Source organism: Pseudoalteromonas sp. 1181_04 (assembly GCF_052850545.1).
The window spans coordinates 114,439-135,153 of the sequence record NZ_VXCS01000006.1; the positions used below are offsets into that span (position 1 = coordinate 114,439).

A 20,715-nucleotide genomic window follows, 5' to 3' on the forward strand; every position below is an offset into this window, starting at 1 on the left:
TCACTTACGTCTATTGTTGTTTAAAACACGCATCTGCGTAGCGACTGGTTACTTGCATTATGTGATGAAGTACCAAAGATTTAGGGCTGTTTTGCAGGGTGTTATTTCGCACTGCAAGATACTGCAATGGCATATATTGGCTTAGTAACGGCAGTGGTATCGGTTGTTTTTGTAAATTACTAAATAGCTTATCAACGGCAGCTTGATTGCCTTGTTGTCCCCAGTAATAACGGATTCGGTCACTAAAACTAAAGCGACGATAAAGTTGCTGCACTGATTTATCAACTTGATAAAAACGCTGCCAATTTTTCGGAAACTGCTGCATATCAGCATCAATAACAGTGCGTATATGTGAACATTGCTCAGTGTCTATTAGCGCATCTTCAATATGGCTTAATGCAAATAATGCCTCACGCAAAGCAAAGGTAAGCTCTGGGCCCACTTTTAAAATCGCAAAATGATCATTTACTAATTGTTGATACGCGATGGGCGTTTGATAATCAGTTGAATGTGCTTCAAAGGCAATGCCATCAACGGCCTTTATATATTGCTTTAACTGTTGCGCTTTAGCGCTATCATAATCAAATACTTGCGTGTTATCGAATTCCACACCTGGCTGTACAACCAAGCCAACCACTCGCTGCCATGCCGATGATAACCCCTGCTGTAAAAATGCATCGTGATGCAATGCCAATGTACTAGCAACATGGTCAGTTTCTGTGACTGCAAGCGTATCTATTTGCTCATCGGCACCACCGGGCGGCGGCACCTCAGTACCAATAACATAAACTAAGTCACTGCGGCCAAAGGTATCTAATGCTGTTTGTTCAGCCACTGCACACAACTGCGCCGCACGTGTTGCAACTGTTTCATCTGCTAAAATTAATTCATCATCGGCGCAGCGCATACTGGTGTCTAAGTGAATTTTTTTGAATCCTGCACCAACATAACTGGCGATCAACTGCTCAGCTTTTTGCATCGCCGATTCAGCGCTTTCATCACACCAACACACAGGGCCTAAATGGTCACCGCCAAGGATCAGCTTATCAATTGCAAACTCTTGCTTTGTCGCCAGCTGCTCAATAAATTCCATAAAATCAGCAGGTAACATACCCGTATAACCACCAAACTGATTGACCTGATTAGCGGTTGCTTCGATTAATAAATAACTATTATCTTGTTTGGCTTGCAATATGGCAGCTTCTAGCACCAATGGATGAGCCGAACAAACGGCATAAATACCCTGTTTTTCGCCGCGTTTATTCGCTGCGATTAATTGCTGTAATATCGTCATTGCAAGCCTCTTCGTTAGATAATCTTTGTTTAGTTATGAAAGTTAAAGATCGGGAATATGTAACCGCACACCTGCATCTTCGAGCGCGGTTTTTATCTCTGCTGGAATTCCACTGTCTGTAACCAGTACGTTTATTTCACTGGCGGCAATAATTTTATGCACGCCTTTACGATTAAATTTACTAGAATCTGTTACTACTATGATCTCTCGCGATACTTCACACATCACCCGATTTAGCAGAGCTTCAAGCTCAAAGTGCGTTGTAATACCAATATCTTTTTCAAAGCCATCAACACCCAAAATTAACTTATCAAAGTGATATTGTTGTAAGTGCTGTTCAGCTTGGCGGCCATAAAATGACAGTGATTTTTTACGTAGCGTGCCACCAGTCATTAACACTTCAACCGATGGCGCATTAAGTAGTGAGTGCGCCACATTTAAGCCATTGGTCATGACAACTACGCCGTGGTGGCTGGTTAGATTTTTAGCGACTTCTTCAGTTGTTGTCCCTGAGTCTAAAATAATCGATTCACCATCCTTAATTAGACTCGCTGCAAATTTACCTAAGCGCTCTTTAATACCGCGATTTGCATCGTGTTTTTCTTTTAATGATAATTCTTGAGTTAAGCGATTACTGGCAACTGCACCACCACGGGACCGTACCAACAATCCTTTTTCATCCAACTCATTTAAGTCGTTACGGATAGTTACCGTTGAAACACCAAACAACTGAGCCAACTCAGGAACCTGCACCCGCTCTTGTTTGTAGACCAATTGCACAATCTCATGACGCCTTTCGATAGTGTTAAGCATGTCCGCTCTCTTTCATTGTTAACTTTCATTCATTGTACGCAGCTTTCGTTTACTTTCAATTCAATTTTTTACATTTATCTTTAAACATTAAAAAACGCAATTAAGCCACTGTAAATAAAGACTTTAAAATAAAAAATAAAAACAACACCCTTTAAAATGAAAGCAAACGAAAGATTTTTATCTTGCATTGACATTTTGTTGTGTGTACAAATAAAAGCCTGCGAAAACAAATTTACAAATAATAAACAATAAGGGCAATGTTATGGGCGATCTCAACCGTAGACGATTTTTACAATCAATGGCCGCAATTGCAGCAACCAGCGCGGCTTTGGGTTGTGCTTCTACCACCAATTCCAAATCGATATTAAGAACTGCACAACAAGGACGTTCAACCCTTGGCTTAACTGTGCCAAAAATGGACGTAGTAAGGGTTGGTTTTATTGGCGTGGGTGAACGTGGTGTTGGTGCTGTTAAGCATTTTTGTCATCTCGATGGCGTTGAAATTAAAGCAATTTGTGATACCCATCAGGCCGTTGTAGACAGGGCCGTGAAGATTGTTGTTGATAAAGGTTTTAAAAAACCAGACACCTATGGCAAAAACGATCACGATTACCGCCGTATGCTAGAGAGACAAGATATTGATATTGTTATTATTTCAACACCATGGCAGTGGCATACGCCGATGGCTGTCGATACCATGGAAAGCGGCAAGCATGCTTTTGTTGAAGTACCAGCAGCAGTGACTGTAGAAGAGGCATGGCAACTAGTAAACACCTCTGAGCGAACTCAGAAAAACTGCATGATGTTGGAAAATGTTTGCTACGGACGCGACGAATTAATGGTTCTTAATATGGTTCGCCAAGGCGTTTTTGGTGAATTGTTGCATGGTGAAGCAGCATATATCCATGAGCTACGCTGGCAAATGAAAGAAATTGACCATAAAACAGGTTCTTGGCGTACACCATGGCATGCAGCAGTTAATGGTAATTTATACCCAACTCATGGCTTAGGCCCTGTTTCACAATACATGAATATCAATCGTGGCGATCGTTTTGACTATATAAGCTCGATGAGCTCGCCATCATTAGGCCGTGCAGCCTACGCTAAAAAAGAATTCCCCGCAGATCATAGCCGCAACAAACTTAACTATATTGCGGGTGATATGAATACCAGCATTATTAAAACGGTTAAAGGTCGCAGCATTATGGTGCAACACGATACCACCACCCCACGTCCTTATTCTCGTCATAACTTAATTCAAGGCACTAACGGTGTGTTTGCTGGCTTTCCAAATAGGATCGCACTTGAGCAAGGTGGCAGTAAAAGCTATCACGAGTGGGATTACGACATGGCTGATTGGTATAACAAATACGATCATCCGCTCTGGCAAAAAATGGGCGCTGAGGCTGAACGCAACGGCGGCCATGGTGGCATGGACTTCTTGATGTTTTGGCGGATTATTTTTTGCCTACGCAATGGCGAACCACTTGATCAAGATGTGTATGACGCAGCCGCATGGTCAGCTGTTTTCCCGCTATCTGTTGATTCTGTAGCCGATAGAAGTAACAGCAAAGACTTCCCAGATTTCACCCGTGGTCTTTGGCAGCAAGCAAAACCACTTGGCATTATTTCGTAATTAACCTCACGCGTGTTGGAGAAAAATACACTCAACACGCGTGGCAATAACTCAATAAAAAACAACCATCAACAAGTAAAATACAGGTAACTATTATGAAAGCACAACTAAAACTGTCCACACTGTTTTTGTCTATGAGCGCCATCTTCAGTGGCACCTCGCTGGCAGCTGATGAAGACAAAAAAAAAGAAAAAGAAGTCGAAGTAATTGAAGTTAGAGGTGTTCGCTCGAGTATTAAAGAATCCCTGTATTTAAAACAACAAGCTGTGGGGGTTATGGATGCTATCGTTGCTGAAGATATCGGTAAGTTTCCCGACCAAAACATTGCCGAGGCATTGCAACGGATGACGGGGATTGCAATTACGCGTAACGGCGGCGAGGGCCAAAATGTTACCGTGCGAGGTTTAGGTGGTGACTACAACGTTACCACCGTTAATGGCCGACGCATGGCATCAGAGCATTCTAGCCGTAACTTTAATTTTGATTTAATCGCCCCCGAAATAGTCCAATCCCTCGAAGTATACAAATCCCCACAAAGTAAAACACAAGAAGGCGGCATTGGCTCAGTTATCAATATCAAAACCCGCAAACCTTTGGATTTAGATGGTTTCACTTTATCAGGCAGTGCCAAAGGCATTTATGAAGAACGTACTGGCGACACCAATCCACAAGCTTCGTTTTTAATTAGTGATACCTTTTTTGATAATACCTTTGGAGCGCTGTTTACAGCGGTATATTCTGAACGTACACAGCGTGAAGACTCTTATGAAGGTGAAGGTTTTTATGATCCAGACGAGAATGTTGATGTACGTATCCCAATCGATAGTAACGGTAACGGCAAGCTTGAAGATAATGAGCAATCATACCCATCGATTATTCCAGGCTATGTACGTTATTCAAATTGGCAGGATACGCGTGAGCGACTGGGTGCAAGCTTAGCGCTGCAATGGCGCCCGTCAGATAGTATAGATGTTAACTTTGACAGCATGTACTCACAATACGAAACCAATGGTGAGCAATATCAAATTTCATTTGTAACCTATGATGAATCTTGGACACCGGGGATCCCCGCTATCGGTGAAGTAAAGTTCAATGAAGATGGTAATGCTAATTATGTAGAACTAGTTGATGGCGCAATGGCTGAGCTGTTAAATGTGTCTGTGCCACGTAATACAGATACTTGGCAATGGGGTTTTAATACGGTTTGGTATGCCACAGAGAGCTTAACGGTTGATTTAGATATTTCACAGTCACAAGCTAAAAATGTCAGCAATGGTAACAATCGTTTTATTGTTGCACGTGGTTTTGTTGATGGTATCACTATCGACCAAACCGGTAGTAATATGCTGCCAGATGTGACCATGACCCCAGCACTGAGTGCAGCACAACCTTTTGGTGCGCATTACAGCTACAATTCAGGCACCGATGTGAAAGACCAAATAGAAGAGGTGCGCTTAGCAGCAACCTATATTCCCTCTTTTGAACTAGTGAAAGATATTCAATTTGGCGTTCATTACGGCAAACAAACCAAAGAACGCAGTGTTTATAAATCAAAAAACGCATCAATGTTCAGTAATGGTGGCGCTTATTTTAAAAACTCAGAATACGACAGTTTTGACGACTCAAGTGTTGAAGAGCTAGGCGGCTTAAACCTATTTCGTTTACCAGCAGATGTACTCGTGCCAGCTAACTTTGATAACTTCTTAGATGGTGAGCCTGGTAAACATCCGGATCCATGGGCAAGCTTTAATTACGACAAACTGTATGCTTTTTATGAATCAATTAATCCACAAGCGGCGCAAGATAAAATTGTCGCAAAGAACAGCCCAAAGGATTCATTCGCCCTTACTGAGCAGACCCTAGCGGCTTTTGTTGAAGCAAATCTACAAGGCGATATTGCTAAACTGCCTTTTGCACTAAACATGGGCGTCCGTGTAATACAAACCGATGTCACATCAGATGGTTACATCTTTGATGTTGATAATGTTCGTTACAATATAACCGAAAAAGATGGCGCATTAAGCTATCGCGTTGAGGGTGAAATTGAAGATTATTACACCCGCTCTACCACTGAAGAAAGCTACACAGACGTACTACCGAGCTTAAACTTTAAATTGCATCTACGTGATGACTTACTCTATCGTTTTAGTGCGGCTAAAGTAATCACACGCCCAAACTTAGATTATCTATCGCCTTATAGCTACTTAGATTTTAATAATGCCGAATACCATGCCTCAAACCCGGGTATTAAGCCACTAAGAGCCAATCAAATAGATACGACGATTGAATGGTATTTCTCTGACTATGGTGCACTAACCTTTGCAGCCTACTATAAAGACATCGAATCAGTGATTGCCCGCGGCCGAGTAGGCACTGCGCAAGTGGGTAATTATTTTAAAGATGGAGTGGCTGTAGAAGGCCCAATTTTTACAAAAATCTCACCTACATCGGAAAAAGGCGCAACAATTTTAGGCTTTGAAACAGCTTATCAGCAGTCTTTTGACGAAATACTTCCAGCACCATTCGATGGCCTGGGTGTACAAATAAACTATACTTTCACAGACAGCAGCTATGACGACGAAGAGCTAAATGATCTGCCATTTGTGGGGATGTCTGAGCACTCGTATAACGCGGTTATTTATTATGAAAAAGGTGATTATCAAACCCGTATTGCTTATAACTGGCGCGACGACTACTTAGTCTATCCTGATGCATGGGGCGGACCAGAATGGGCGGCAGACTACGGCCAATACGATTTCAGTGCCAGTTACAATATCACTGAGAAAGTGCGAGTTGATTTAAGCGTAACCAACTTAACCAATGAAAGACAGTGGTCATACGTAAAAACAGAAGAACAAATTCGTCGCTTAGCGCGCTATGGTCGCTCGATTAGCCTTGGCTTTTCAGCATCATTTTAAGCTTATACCCACACCACCTCAAGATGCAGAATTCACATCTTAAGGAGGCTTGGGTATACCCTCTTATATTAGCGCCGTTTGTCGGCGCTTTTTATGGAGCTCACTATGAGAGTTTTACTATTTATTGGTTCATTATTATGGACTTCATTTTCGCCATTTGCAGTGGCAAACCAAACCACGGATTACTTTATTCCCAGTTATGGCAATAGTGCTACTAGCCATAGTATCGCAGCAAATAAAAAACTGATTAGTGATGTGGGGATCACGCACTGGCAAGACTCTACAATACCAGTTAATCACTACTTTTACCTGCCAACAAAAGCGGCTTTTAATTTAAAGTTGCGCGTAAAAGTTGCAGGCGATCGCAGCCAGCTTAAAGTCGACTTTAATCAACAGAGTCAGTTAATTACGCTCACTAATCAGCAATTTCAAGATATCGATCTTGGCGAGTTTCTGCCAGATCAAATCGGATACCAACAATTGCAACTTACCGGTATCGCTAAAACAGCTGACACCTTTGCTGATATTCAAGGTCTTATTGTCACGCTAGATAAAGAGTCGGCGGCGCCTTTATATGTAAAAGATGATATTTATTGGGGTCGTCGCGGGCCTTCCGTGCATTTAAACTATCCCATACCTGACAAGACTAAAAACTATCAATGGTTCTATTCAGAGCTGAGCGTACCAAAAGGGTATGATCATCAAGGCTCGTATTTTATGGCCAATGGTTTTGCTGAGGGTTACTTTGGTATGCAAGTAAACTCTGACACTGAACGCCGTGTATTATTTTCACTATGGAGTCCTTTTCAGACCGATGATCCAGCTGCTATTCCTGTGGAAATGCGCATTCAGCAATTAGCTAAAGGGCATGATGTGTATACCGGTAAGTTTGGTAATGAAGGTTCTGGCGGGCAAAGCTATTTAGTATTCCCTTGGCAAGCAGAACAAACCTACCGCTTTTTATTGAAAGTAAATCCGACTGAAAACCTTGCTAATCATACCGACTACAGCGCATATTTTTATGACCCTATCGCCGCAAAGTGGCTGTTCATTGCTTCATTTAGACGCCCTAGTACAGATACATATGTGGCAAGGCCACACAGCTTCTTAGAAAACTTCATCCCTGATGCAGGGCAATTCGAGCGCAAAGCGTTATACAGTAATCAGTGGCTCAGAGATACTCAAGGCCAATGGCACTCTCTTGATAAAGCACAATTTACTTATGATGCAACGGCTGCCAAGCAATCGAGAATGGATTATCAAGGAGGCACTGAAAACGCAGGTTTTTACTTACGCAATACTGGCTTTTTTACAGGCCCTACTAAATTACACAGTGAATTTGAACGCCCAGTTGGTCAAGCGCCTGAGGTAGACTTAAGCGCTTTGCCAGATAACTAAGCCATTTTATAACAGCGCTCTGGCCGACCTATGCTGCCATAGCTTTGGTCGGCACTGACTTGCTCTGCATCTAGTAAATATTCTAAGTAACGGCGTGCAGTTGAGCGACTTACTCCTACAAGATCGCCCATTTGCTGTGCTGTAAAAGGCGTTTTTTTGTGCTCTTTAAATGCATCAATAATCTTTTTTAAAGTAAGCTGATCAACCCCTTTCGGCAGTCTAACCGGTGCTTTACTTTGTTCGCTTGAGCCAAATAAAGTGTCGACCATAGATTGGGTCACCTCGTTAGCATCAGACAAACACTGCTGGCGTGACTCAAATCGCGCTAACGCCTGATCAAGTCGATTAAGCATCAAAGGTTTAACCAAAAAATCACAGGCCCCTAACTGCATTGCCTTTTCAAGAGTTTCGACTTCTTTGGCGGCAGTCAGTAGCATCACTTCGCTTTTAATTGAGCGCCGACGCAAGTCTGTTAATAACTCAAGGCCATTGCCATCTGGTAGATGGATATCAAGTAAGATCAAATCGGGCTCTATCGCCTGTAATAGCGCGGTAGCAGTACTTAAGTTTGCTGCAATACCAACTACCTGATACTGACCTTGACGCAAGCTTTGTCGCGCAGTTTGGTTCCCCGCAACCCCATTCGGTAAAAGCAGGTATTGAGCAAGAAGTTGTGCAACTTCGAGCTCATCTTCGATGATAACTACTGAATATGTCATTTTTTATTACTCATTTTAGCGTTGCAATGTTAGCCCATTTACTTTTATTATTGTTTGCTTGGCCACTGCTTATTAGCCTAAATTACCTTAGGGTTATTTAGGAATATAGACGCTTAATCGCGCGCCTTTTAAATCTGACTCACCAATTTCTAAACTACCACCACACGAATCTAAATTAGTTTTCACTAAATATAAACCAATGCCATGCTCTGCCCCTGCTTTTGAACTGTATTGTGGGGTAAATATCACTTCATGGTCGTTACCCAAGCCAAAACCACTGTCTTCGACATCAAACAATAATGTCTTACTCGTTTCATCAACCGTGACTCGTACATGAGGTTCTCGATCTTTACTGGCTCTGATCGCCGCATCAATGGCGTTATCAATTAAGTTGCCCAAGATTGATACTACTCGCTCTAACATTTCAGTACGTGCGATGGCACCAAGTAAACTTTCTGGGTTTAATTCCAATACTACGTTTAACTCGCGGGCTTTATGGTATTTACCCACCAGCAAACCGGCTAACACAGGATCTTGAATACGTTCTAATAAATGGTGGATCTGTGCTTGTGAACCTTGGCTTTCTTGGCCGATCAATTCGATTGCTTGCTCATTTTTACCCATTTGAATAAGCGCCCCAATTAGATTTAGCTTATTCGAATAATCATGGGTTTGCACCCTTAACAACTCGGCAAATGCTTGTACTTTAGTAAGTTGCTGGCTCAAGTATTCAAGCTCATCAGCTGGGCGCAGAGTGAGTAAAATACCATCCGCCTGCCCTTGCACTTGCAATGAAAAACGCGACAACACCAAACGTTTATCCGCAGCAAACAACTCAAAGCCAACCATTTTACGACGCTGATTTCGTAATAAAAACTCAGCATGCTCTGGCAGTAAATCTTTCAGAGTTAATGACTGATTAATACAGGCGACTGGTTTATCTAAAATTTCGCAAGCACGCTGAGTCAGTTTGCGTACTCGTCCGTCGGGATCAAGTGCAACAACACCGCTACGCATGGTATTTAAAATAGCGTCCTGCTCTGAAAACAACCTCGCTATTTCATCTGGTTGCAAACCAAAGATGGCATTTCTTACTCGCTGACCAATAAAGATAGCGGCAATAATACTCAAAGCAACTAACAACAAACCCCAAATCATAATTTCAACAATCCGCTCACGGATCAACGGCTCAACCGATTGCACTAAAAAACCGACCGAGACCAAACCAATAATATTTTGTTGCTCATCGTATACCGGCACTTTACCGCGAATAGATTCACCTAAGCTGCCCTGCGCCACTGAAATATAACGCTCGCCGTGTAACGCGTCTTGGCTATCACCGCCAACCATTTTTTTACCGAGTTTATTGCTATCTGGATGGACGATTCGATGCGCATTTTTATCACCAATAACAATAAAATCTGCGCCAGTTAGCTGGCGCAGATTTTCTATTTCTTGGTTGATTGCCACCAAGTTACTAGGGTTCTTTAAAGCTTTAACGACATCATCGCTTGATGCAATACTCGTCGCCACAGCGAGTGCTTTGTCACCAATGTGATCATGCAAACTTTGTGCGGTAATTCGATACACCAAACCGCCAAATAACACCGCTTGTAATACACACAGCCCTGTAACCCAAATTATTAACCGCGTTTCTAAACGCTTAGGCTTTTTAACTATGTTTTGCAGCGGATTTTGCGTCTTGGTGTAGCTCATTTTTTACCTCAATTATGCATGCTCTTGCTTCACTTTAAGCGCCGCTTTATCTGCCCGGCGTTGGGTTATAAAGTCTTTTAATGGAAATAACAACACTAATATTGAGATAATAAAAATGCTCAATGTTAGTGGGCGTTCCCATAAGAAGCTTAATGAACCATCCGAGATCATCATTGAACGACGGAAGTTACGCTCAATCATGTCGCCTAAAATAAAGCCTAATAGTAATGGTGCCATTGGGAAAGCCAGTAATCGTAATACCAACGCCACCACAGCAAAGCCAACCATCATAAATAAATCAAAGGTATTAAAGGAAACTAAATACACGCCAATTAAGCTGAAGAACAAAATCATTATCGTTAATACTGATTTTGGCATCGCTAATACTTTTGCAAAATATGGTATCAAAGGAAGATTCAAAATCAGCAATACGATGTTACCAAAATACATGCTAACGATAACCGCCCAAAATACACTTGGGTTTTCTTGCATCAGCATTGGACCTGGCTGAATACCGTAAGCAATTAAGGCACCTAACATAATAGCAGTCGTACCCGAGCCTGGAATACCTAATGTAAGTAATGGTACAAATGAACCGGTACACGCAGCATTGTTCGCTGACTCCGGTGCTGCCAAGCCTCGTAATGAACCTTTACCAAACTTTTCTTTTAAGCCTTTAGGCGCTAAGTTACGTTCCGTCGCATACGCCATAAAGCTAGCGATAGTGGCACCTGCACCCGGCAATACGCCAACAATAAAACCAAGTATAGACGAGCGGCCAATAACTGGCGCAATGTCTTTGATCTCTTCTTTGGTCAATTTAGTTGAACCGATTTGCGGTGTGTCTGAATCATTAATACTTTTAGTTTCTTTTTTCTCTGGACGCACTACATTAATAAGCGCCTCAGCCAGTGCAAAAGTAGCCATTGCCACTAATAAAAAGCTAATGCCATCAAGTAAGTCAGCTTGGCCTAACGTAAAACGCTCAGTACCAGATGATGGATCAATCCCCACAGTCGCGAGCATTAAGCCAAATACTGTCATCATCATGGCTTTTAAAAATTGCCCTTTATTAGAAAACGCCGCGATCGCTGTTAAACCTAAAAACATCAGTACAACGTAATCTGGAGATTGAAAACTCAGCGATACTTTTGCCAACAAGGGGGCTGCAACCATCAATAAAATTGCGCCTATGGTTCCGCCGATAAAGGAGGAGTAAGCGGCTATCGCCAATGCTTTGCCAGCATGACCTTGTTTAGCCAGCGGATAGCCATCAAAGGAGGACGCAACTGTACCCGCCACCCCTGGGGCATTAATTAAAATAGATGATGTTGAACCGCCAAAAATTGCACCGTAATACACCCCCGCCATCAGAATCATCCCTGAATCGGCACCTATGCTATAAGTAATTGGGATCATTAACGCAATAGCAGTAATTGGCCCAAGCCCCGGAAGCATGCCGATAAAGGTACCAACAAAACAACCCACTATGACATACAATAAATTGTTCCAGTCGAGTACGGTCGACAAGCCCAGCATAATTCCATCAAACATAATTTAACTCCACAGGTTGCCAGGAACCAAATAAATACCGAGCACTTGGGTCATTAAAAACCAAAACACTACAGCAACAGGGATAGAGGCCAATAAGAGAATAGCCTTGCGGCGCTCACCCATAACAAAAAAGCCAACTAATAAAAACGCACTGGTTGAGATTAAAAAGCCAATAGGCTCAAGCGCTGCGCTATATATCACCATCAATATAAGCAACCCGATTGTTCGCAATACATGTGACTTTTCGAGCGCATTATCTTCATCAACGGCTGCAGTTGGTTTAAGTAAAGTAGCCCCGATAGAAAGCAGACAAACGATAATACCAAATGCCGCATATACTTTAGGTAAGGTGGCAGAAGTAACCGTTTCGTACTCTTCAAATGGGAGTAACGGAATTTGCCATGCAACAATGGCGTAGAGGGTAAATAGCGCCAAGAATAAACTTGGCCCTAGTAGTTCGCGATTCAACATAAAAGCCTCGATTAACGTGACGTACGAATAAAGCCGAGTTCTTCCATAACAACTTTAAGCTGTGCTTCTTGCTGTTCAAGTGACTTTATAAATTGATCTTTTTCTTGGAATAGGTTTAACCAACCGTTACGTGCACGGACTACTTCCCACTCTGGAGTGGTTTGTAATTTACGTAACTTCTCGGTGTATTCTGCAAGTTTATCAGCCGGTAAATTGGGTGCCGCAAAGAAACCACGCCAATTAACAAACTCCATATCATAACCAAGTGATTTTAAGGTTGGAATTTGTGGATAATCTGGTAACGCTTCACCAGATGTCACAGCTAGAATGCGAGCTTGACCGCCATTAGCGACTTCTAACGCTTCGCTAAGTCCGGTAGAAAGTAAGTTAACCTCGCCAGATAACAACCCTGCTTTGGCTTTACCACCCGCGTCATAAGGGATATAACGCAAACGACGTCCGTCAAGGCCTGCCGCTTTAACTGCTTGCGCTGCAACTAAGTGATCCATGCTGCCACGTGCAGAGCCACCAGCTACTTTTACAGAGCCTGAATCTTCTTTCATTGCTGCGATCACATCCTGCCAGGTTTTAAATGGCGAATCGTTACGTACTACAAATGCACCGTAGTCGGCAATCATACTGGCAACGGGAGTTAAATCACGGTAGCTGTAAGGAATTTTACCGGTTAGTGCCCGCAACACGATAGGTGTTGAGTTAACCATTAAGATATCGCCTTTTTTAGTACCAGACTCAATCAGATAAGCGATTGCACGGCCACCGCCGCCGCCCGACATATTTTGAAAAGACGCATTATCTTCAATACCCGCTTTCACTAAACCTTCACCCACACCGCGTGCTGTGGTATCCCAGCCGCCACCAGGGCCGCCCGGTACTAAAAAGTGAATGTCAGCCATAGCAAACGGACTGCTTAGTACTAACGATGCCGCAAGTACCGTAGTTTTAAATGATTTAAATGATTTTTTAAGTAAGTTCATCTCAATTTACTCCTAAAATAAATACTGCATGCGCGCACTAAAGCCCATACCTGAGTCTTCATCACCCACTAACGCAGTTGCGCCTGGGCCCTCTACATCGCTGTAGATCAAGTTGCCCATAAATTTGATATCGCTGCTGATATAATAGGATGTGCCTAGGGTATAAGTAGTTACTTCAGTACCTTGCGTGCTACTTGTTGCATCCATTTGTGATACTCGGGCGACAAGCTCCCACGCATCTTTAATGCCTTTAGGTTGTACAAATAATGCTGAACCGGCTTTGTACCTGCGTTGCTCACCACCTAAGAAGTAGCTCGCTGATACATGAAAACCATCATAACGCTCGCCATCAAGCGGGTCGGCGCCATTAACAGCATCGAGTGTGCGGCTTGCGTATTCAGCCTCTAGCGTTAATGCATCAGCTTGATACGCAAACTCAAGACCACTTTGCGACAAACTATCCAATGCCACGGCATTACCACCCACCGCATAATCAACAAGACGTACATTGGCTTCACGTATTTCGCCACGGGCAAAGCGCGCACCTAACTCGTTACCACCCATATCACGGTATGAATGCCACGCACCTAAATGAATCACATCGCCTGGGGCTGCGCTTGACCAAGTAACACGTCCCGTTGCAGCGAGTGTTAGTTGATCATCTTCGTCATGACCCGTAGCACCAAAGGCATCATTTTTATAAACACCAACGGCATAACGAAAACCACTGTCTTTAAAGTATTGAGACGCTGACGCTCCCCAACGGAAGAACGGCGAGAAAGTATTGGCTAGCGTACTGCGCTCTATAGTATTGGTATGCTTAGAGCTCGTTAAGCCATTTAAAGTGATGTCTTCACGGATTTTACCCGCTTTAATTTTTAGACCATTATCGAAATTATAACGAACTCGCGCCATCACGATTTCTGCTGTACCTTCGGCAAACTCAAGCAGTAACTTGTGATCCCAGTTACCATGCTCACTTTCAACATAAGTACGGATACGACGCGCAAAAAAATCACCGCCCGCATCACCGTCATTATTCGCGTTATATGCACCATCAAAATAGTTGTAATCAAGTTGCACTCGACCACCAAATTCCAAATTAAAGCCGCTAGACTTCTTCAGCGCAGCGACTTCTTTTTGTAGTTCGTCTAGTTGCTGCTGTAATTTTTCAGTGTCATTGGCAGCGAATGCTGAGGTACTTGCTAGTGCTGCTGCAATGGCTAAAGCCAATTGTGTGTTACTTGCTTTCATTGGTTGTTCTCTCCACACCTGTTGATGATTTTGTTGTCGTTAGATGAGCGACTACACACTGCTATCTGTCTTCGAGCATAGTGTTAACGTCAGATTAACGAAATGTTTAGAATTTAAGCTGCATTGATCTGTTTAAAATGCATTTAGCGCATAAAAATCACGCACAATATGCACAAAACTACAGTTTAATAACTCGTTGATAGTAATTGATTATTTATTGAGGTTTAGCTAAAAGAGGCATCTTAAGGGGTGATAAATAATTCACCCCCTTGATAATACTTATACTTTAAAGTTGCTTACTAGGTTGTCTAACTGTTGACACTGCTGTGCCAATGCTTGGCATGCACGCTCAGCCTGATCCACTTTGTCTAGCATATTGCCACTTGATGTCGCAATACGTTGCACATTGATATTCACATCTTCACTCACTTGGCTTTGCTGCGTGGCAGCGGTGGCAATTTGCATGTTCATATCGTTAATAATGGTAACTGCGTCATTAATACGCTGCACCGATTGCGCGGCACCGCGAGAGTGCTCAATCGTTTGTTGACCGCTTTTGGTACTGGCTTGCATTGCACCAACCGCTTGATTGGTACCTTGTTGGAGCTTTTCAATCATAGCGTTGATCTCTCCGGTACTATCTTGCGTGCGACTCGCTAATGAACGCACCTCGTCAGCAACGACCGCAAAGCCTCGCCCCTGCTCACCCGCGCGCGCGGCTTCAATGGCCGCATTTAACGCTAACAAGTTTGTTTGATCAGCAATACCACGGATAACATCAAGCACAGTGGCGATATTCATTACATCTTGCTCTAAGGTGTTTATTACGTCGCTCGATGCCGAAATGTCGGTCACCAGTTGATTAATTAACGAAATGGTTTCTTCAATTGTGGCTTTTGCTACATTGGCATCATTATTAGCAGTACTTGTGGCACTGGCCGCATCATTAGCGTTTTGGCTTACGTTATCACTGGTCGTGCTCATTTCATTTACCGCAGCTGCCACTTGCTCACTTTCTATTTGCTGATTACTGGCTTCACTTAATACACTTGCAGTAATAATGCGCAAACTTTCAGTTTCATTGCGCACCTGTTCAGCCGAGCCGACAACCGCCAATACTGTGTTATGAATTTTACTGATAAAGGTATTAAACGAACGCGCAAGCGCACCCATTTCATCGTTTGACTCACTGTTTAACCGTTGCGTGAGATCGCCTTGGCCACTAGCTATGTTTTCTAATGCTAACTGCATTTTCTTTAACGGCGCCAAAATAACGGTAGACAGCAGCCAAGTTGCAGCTATTGATAAAACAAAGCTCAATACAATACCAAACTGCAAAGCAAAGCTAGCAGACTCTTGATTAGCGGTTACTTCAATTAAAGAATTTGTAAGTTTGGCATCTATTTCATCACGCATGCTAGTAACATTTTTGCGAATACGCGCCAACACTGCTTCCATATCTTGTTTATGCTCAGCTAAGTAACTAGCCGCAAGCTGGTGATCACTAAAAAGTGCTTGGTAGTAACGAGACCAAATAGCGACATCGGCTTTGATATTCGTAACCCGCTGTGCATTGATCGCATCAATGTAGCCAGACTTCACCAGCTTTAATGGGCTAGAAAGGCGCGCGTCGATACGGACTATATTATCTCGGTACTCTGCAAGCTGTACTATATAGTTTTGTTTGTCGCCTTGTCCTAGCACCATGCTCAAACCTGCCGTTTTCACCTGAAAGAGATCACGATAGCCGTCTTCAAGATCGTCCAGCACCGTTCGCACCTCTAAACTTATAAAACTGTTAAGTCGAGCTTGCTCTTTAAACGTATACAACACGTAACCCGACAACACCGAAAAAATAACTAAGGCGACGACGACAGGAATAGCAAATTTAACTCGAAAGCTAAGGTTATTTATAAATTGGCTCATTTTTATCACTTATCAGTTTGCGGGCAATGGGAGGATGTGTTTAAAAGAAAAATAGCGCTATGTACCTGAAAAAACAAATAAACTAAATGAACAAAAAGAATTAAAAAAACTAATAGCCACGACCATTCCAAGTATATTTATTAAGCCCTATAAGCCACACTCCCACTTTTAATTTTATTTTCCCAAAGCTGGGAAACTGCTTCTAACAATAAAAAAGCAAACCAAGTAATTTCAATCACTTATAGTTTGGCATGTTATTCGCTTTAGGCTATTCAATTGCCTTAACAACAAATTACCAATGCCATGGATATAGATAGCACTTTAAAACGCAGCACCAAACCGAGTCAGCGTAAAAAACTCATATTTGGTACCTTACTTATTAGCATAGCGCTTATTATTTGGCTGATTTACTCATGGCTAGCACCTACCGCATTGGCGGCTAATCAACTGCAAATAGCCACCGTAACTCAAGCTGATTTTGTAATAAAAATACGTGGCTTTGGCCGTTTAAAATCAAAGTATCAGCGTTATTTAACCAATACCGATAGCGCCATGGTCGAAGCTCAGCACTTCAATGTAGATTTAGGCCAGTTAGAACAAGCACTGATCAACCTAATTAAAAATGCCTTTGAAGCCGGAGGTAGAAGCGCACCTACTCTTAGCTGGCAACAACATAAAGATAAAGTTGTTATTAAGCTGCTCGATAGCGGCACTGGTATTACAAATCCTGAAAACCTATTTGTGCCTTTTTATTCAACAAAAGCGCAAGGCGCAGGGATCGGTTTAGTGATCAGCCGCGAACTCATTCGTAATCAAGGTGGTCAGTTACAATTATTAGCCAATCCTGAAGGTCAAGGTACTCGTGTATTAGTTACCTTACCAAGATAATGCCCTGTATTTTATTGGCTTATAAGCCATAGCTTGGTAATCTAACAACAATAGGGACACTTAAAACCAGCCAAAAAGAAGAACAATAATGAAATGGACTCAATTAACGAGCCTCACACTCAGTGTGTGTTTTTTAGTTATAAGTTTTTATAGCACCAGCCAAGAATACCAAATCCAAGCTGCAGATGATTGGGTGAAACAACAGCCACTGATTAAAACGGAAATCCCAGTCAACCAAATCGTCGATGGTACTTATTACCGATTACTTGATACCCAAATAAAAGTATCTGCTCAACATCCTCAGCAGCGCTACACGCGTACTGTGATGCAGGCGGTGAACCAAACTGGCATCGATTACATTAGCCAACTTAATTTAGACTTTGATCCCAGTTATCAAACCCTCACACTCAATAGTCTTGGCCTTATCCGAGATGGGCAATACATAAATAAACTCGCTAGCGCACAATTTAAGGTCTTACAACGAGAAACCGAATTAGCCAATGGAATTTACAACGGCAGCCTAAGTTTAAATATTATTGTTGATGATATGCGCATTAACGACCAGCTCGATTACAGCTTTACGATTACTGGCCGCAACCCTATTTACCAACATTTTAGCGCGTCTCGCACATTAAACTGGTCGGTACCGGTGGCGCAACAATTTATGCGTGTGTTATGGCAAAAACCCACACCACTTTATATCAATACAATTAACGGCGAGGTTGACATAAAAGACACCCCGCTCGCTGTTGGTCATGACTATCAAATCAGCTTACACAATCAAGCAACAATCACATCTTCAAGCCAAACACCATATTGGTATAACCCGTATAAACAGGTTTTTTTCTCTGAATTAAAATCATGGCAGGAAGTTGCTAACTGGGCAGCCCCTTTATATCAATCCGCAATAGAAGTAACAGATCCTGTAACACTCATTGCCGATGAAATAGCCATGCATAATCCACAAGCCTCCGATCGTATCGCCGCTGCATTAAAATTCAGTCAAGACGAGGTTCGTTATTTAGGCTTGGAGATGGGTACTAACTCCCACCAACCAACGTCGGCATCTGAAACTCTGGCACTTCGTTATGGTGATTGTAAAGACAAAACCGTACTGCTAATTTCATTACTTAAAGCAATGGGGATCAAAGCCTATCCTGCATTAGTGAACACTGACGAAGGTAAACGGTTAATTGAACTACCAGCCTCAGCACAAATATTTGATCATGTCATTGTCACGCTTGAGCATGCAGGTCAACGTTATTGGCTAGATCCAACAATAAACTATCAAACCGGAACTTTAGCGCATTTAGCACAACCAAATTATGGTTATGCATTGATTGTTAAACCTTTTGAGCAACAGCTTACAAAAATGAGTCCTCCTGTCGATGGTATTACAATTAAAACGCATGATAACTACACCATAGCTCTTAAACCTGAACAGCCAACAACATTTCAAACTAGTTACATATATAGCCAGTTTGATGCTGTAAATAGACGCAGTTCATTAGCCCGCAATGGACTCGATAAAATAGCGAAAGATTACCTAGAATATTACCAAGGCTATTTTCAAGGCATAACCATTGATAAGCCGATGACGGTAACTGAGAATACAAATAACGGCGAGCTGTTAAGTGACGAGTTTTACCTTATTAATGATTTTTGGCAACCTGACGACGAAGGACTCAGAGCTGACTTTTATGCCTCAGAGATACAAAATAGCGTTTACGAACCCGATCAAATTAATCGCACAACGCCGCTGTATTTTAAGTACCCAAATAATATTGAAACAACTATTAAAATAAAATTTGAAGAACCAAATTGGCACTTTGATAATAAGCAAAGTGAAATTGATAATGCGTTCTTTAATTTCAAAAAGAATATCCACTTTACGGACAATATATTAACACTCGATTTTTCATTTAGCGCCAAACAAGATCATATTCCAGCTGATCAGATTAAACTGTACCTGAGCGAACGAGGCAAGCTAATCGACAATGCGCAGTTTGGCATTGTTAAATATGTAACTGCAGATACCACTAGCAGTTTTGATTTAAACGATAATTGGATCATTGTAGTATTACTTGCTTACCTGCTCGCACTGATATTTTTTATTGTGGCATGGCGTATCGAGTCAGCAAAGCGCCCAACATTTAGTGATGCGCAGTTTTACCCAGTTACTAATGCAAAGTTTATTCTTTATAGTATTTTTACTTTAGGACTTTTTATTAACTACTGGAGTTATCGCAACTGGAAAGCAATTAAAATACAGCAAAATAGTCATATCATGCCGATTGCTCGCGGGATTTTCGCGATATTTTTTTATTACTCTTTATATTTAGAGCTAGTTGCACACAGCCAAACGCAGCACAATAAAAATAAAATCATGCCAAACGTCTTGGCAATTATTGCGTGGTTACTGGTTATTTTGGCAAGTCTCATGACCCGTATTGACGAAGCAACTACTATAGCTATTTGTATCCTGCCATTTTTATGGCTGCCATTAGTTAATTACATTCAACACCTAAACCAATCATCTGACGCACTTGCATACAATTCTAAATGGCGAGTAAGAAATATAGTTATCGCCATAATCTGGGTACCTATTTTATTTTTAAGCTTACTGGAAGAAGTCTATTTATTACCGAGTACCGCTATCGTAAAAGGCGATAAATTGTGGTCATTTCAAATGCAATTCTTAAAACGCCATCAATTAGTACCTATTGATGAAGATGTTTTATATTTTTACAGCGATGCGTGGGTAGATTTTCGTAACGACGGCAATGGTATAAGCGACAACTACATTTTTAGCTATTGGCAAAATGAACAAGGCCAACTTGAATCAAACTTAAAACACTTTAAGGATGTTACTAGCGTCGAAGTCACTTATGGCAGAACACAACTTGATAATACAGTGATTAAAGTTATCGACAAACAAGGCGAGCACTTTTTACTTATAGTTAATAGCGAAGGAAGCAAAGATAAAGAATTGGTAGAACAAATAAATAACCGCATTGCAAGTAATAAGACGCCATAAGCATTAGCAATGCAAAATAATCTAATATCAGCAAGAAGTCGGGCTGTGTAATATTAATGCCAACAAAGTGCTTTATTTGTTGTTTTTATCAGCAAA

Annotated in this window: 14 protein-coding genes; 5 read left to right on the plus strand and 9 right to left on the minus strand. The window is 41.9% G+C overall.

Annotated features, from left to right (window positions below; all coding sequences use genetic code 11):
- Nucleotides 1–10: 10 nt before the first annotated feature.
- Nucleotides 11–1,294, minus strand: coding sequence for a D-tagatose-bisphosphate aldolase, class II, non-catalytic subunit (locus FW757_RS06525; RefSeq protein WP_182797504.1), 1,284 nt, complete (start codon nt 1,292–1,294; stop codon nt 11–13).
- A 42-nt stretch (nt 1,295–1,336) separates the two neighbouring features.
- Nucleotides 1,337–2,107, minus strand: coding sequence for a transcriptional repressor AgaR (agaR, locus tag FW757_RS06530; protein ID WP_182797503.1), 771 nt, complete (start codon nt 2,105–2,107; stop codon nt 1,337–1,339).
- A gap of 262 nt (nt 2,108–2,369) precedes the next feature.
- On the opposite strand from agaR, the gene FW757_RS06535 reads away from it, so the two are divergent.
- The 3 genes from FW757_RS06535 to FW757_RS06545 all read left to right on the plus strand — a co-directional run bounded on the left by FW757_RS06535 (nt 2,370) and on the right by FW757_RS06545 (nt 8,059).
- Nucleotides 2,370–3,743 carry a Gfo/Idh/MocA family protein gene (locus FW757_RS06535; RefSeq protein ID WP_149982229.1) on the plus strand — a complete coding sequence of 458 codons (1,374 nt, stop codon included), beginning with the start codon at nt 2,370–2,372 and terminating at the stop codon, nt 3,741–3,743.
- 95 nt (nt 3,744–3,838) lie between these two features.
- Entirely contained in the window at nt 3,839–6,661 is a 2,823-nt protein-coding gene (locus FW757_RS06540; RefSeq protein ID WP_182783458.1) for a TonB-dependent receptor, read from the plus strand.
- A gap of 105 nt (nt 6,662–6,766) precedes the next feature.
- Nucleotides 6,767–8,059 carry a DUF3472 domain-containing protein gene (locus FW757_RS06545; RefSeq protein WP_182783460.1) on the plus strand — a complete coding sequence of 431 codons (1,293 nt, stop codon included), beginning with the start codon at nt 6,767–6,769 and terminating at the stop codon, nt 8,057–8,059.
- Here FW757_RS06545 and FW757_RS06550 read toward each other — a convergent pair.
- The 7 genes from FW757_RS06550 to FW757_RS06580 form a co-directional block, all read right to left on the minus strand.
- Complete coding sequence (locus FW757_RS06550; RefSeq protein ID WP_446441004.1) at nt 8,056–8,778, minus strand: response regulator; 723 nt, start codon at nt 8,776–8,778, stop codon at nt 8,056–8,058. The two genes, FW757_RS06545 and FW757_RS06550, sit on opposite strands and share 4 nt — an antisense overlap.
- 93 nt (nt 8,779–8,871) lie before the next feature.
- Nucleotides 8,872–10,494 (minus strand): ATP-binding protein, encoded by a 1,623-nt coding sequence (locus FW757_RS06555; RefSeq protein ID WP_182717509.1) that lies wholly within the window; start codon nt 10,492–10,494, stop codon nt 8,872–8,874.
- A 12-nt stretch (nt 10,495–10,506) separates the two neighbouring features.
- Complete coding sequence (locus FW757_RS06560; RefSeq protein ID WP_145240095.1) at nt 10,507–12,048, minus strand: tripartite tricarboxylate transporter permease; 1,542 nt, start codon at nt 12,046–12,048, stop codon at nt 10,507–10,509.
- Nucleotides 12,049–12,051: 3 nt separating this feature from the next.
- A complete protein-coding gene (locus FW757_RS06565) occupies nt 12,052–12,519 on the minus strand; it encodes a tripartite tricarboxylate transporter TctB family protein (protein WP_145240097.1) in 468 nt (155 codons plus the stop codon).
- 11 nt (nt 12,520–12,530) lie between these two features.
- Nucleotides 12,531–13,514: a Bug family tripartite tricarboxylate transporter substrate binding protein gene (locus tag FW757_RS06570; protein WP_145240099.1), complete on the minus strand. Its 984-nt coding sequence runs from the start codon at nt 13,512–13,514 to the stop codon at nt 12,531–12,533.
- A gap of 12 nt (nt 13,515–13,526) precedes the next feature.
- A complete protein-coding gene (locus tag FW757_RS06575; protein ID WP_145240101.1) occupies nt 13,527–14,768 on the minus strand; it encodes an OprO/OprP family phosphate-selective porin in 1,242 nt (413 codons plus the stop codon).
- A 279-nt stretch (nt 14,769–15,047) separates the two neighbouring features.
- Entirely contained in the window at nt 15,048–16,694 is a 1,647-nt protein-coding gene (locus FW757_RS06580) for a methyl-accepting chemotaxis protein (RefSeq protein WP_182717510.1), read from the minus strand.
- Between the two features lie 303 nt (nt 16,695–16,997).
- Here FW757_RS06580 and FW757_RS06585 point away from each other — a divergent pair, with 303 nt between their 5' ends.
- Nucleotides 16,998–17,582, plus strand: a complete 585-nt coding sequence (locus FW757_RS06585; protein ID WP_182783464.1) for an ATP-binding protein — start codon at nt 16,998–17,000, stop codon at nt 17,580–17,582.
- 88 nt (nt 17,583–17,670) lie between these two features.
- Entirely contained in the window at nt 17,671–20,619 is a 2,949-nt protein-coding gene (locus tag FW757_RS06590) for a DUF3857 domain-containing transglutaminase family protein (RefSeq protein ID WP_446441005.1), read from the plus strand.
- Nucleotides 20,620–20,715 lie beyond the last annotated feature (96 nt).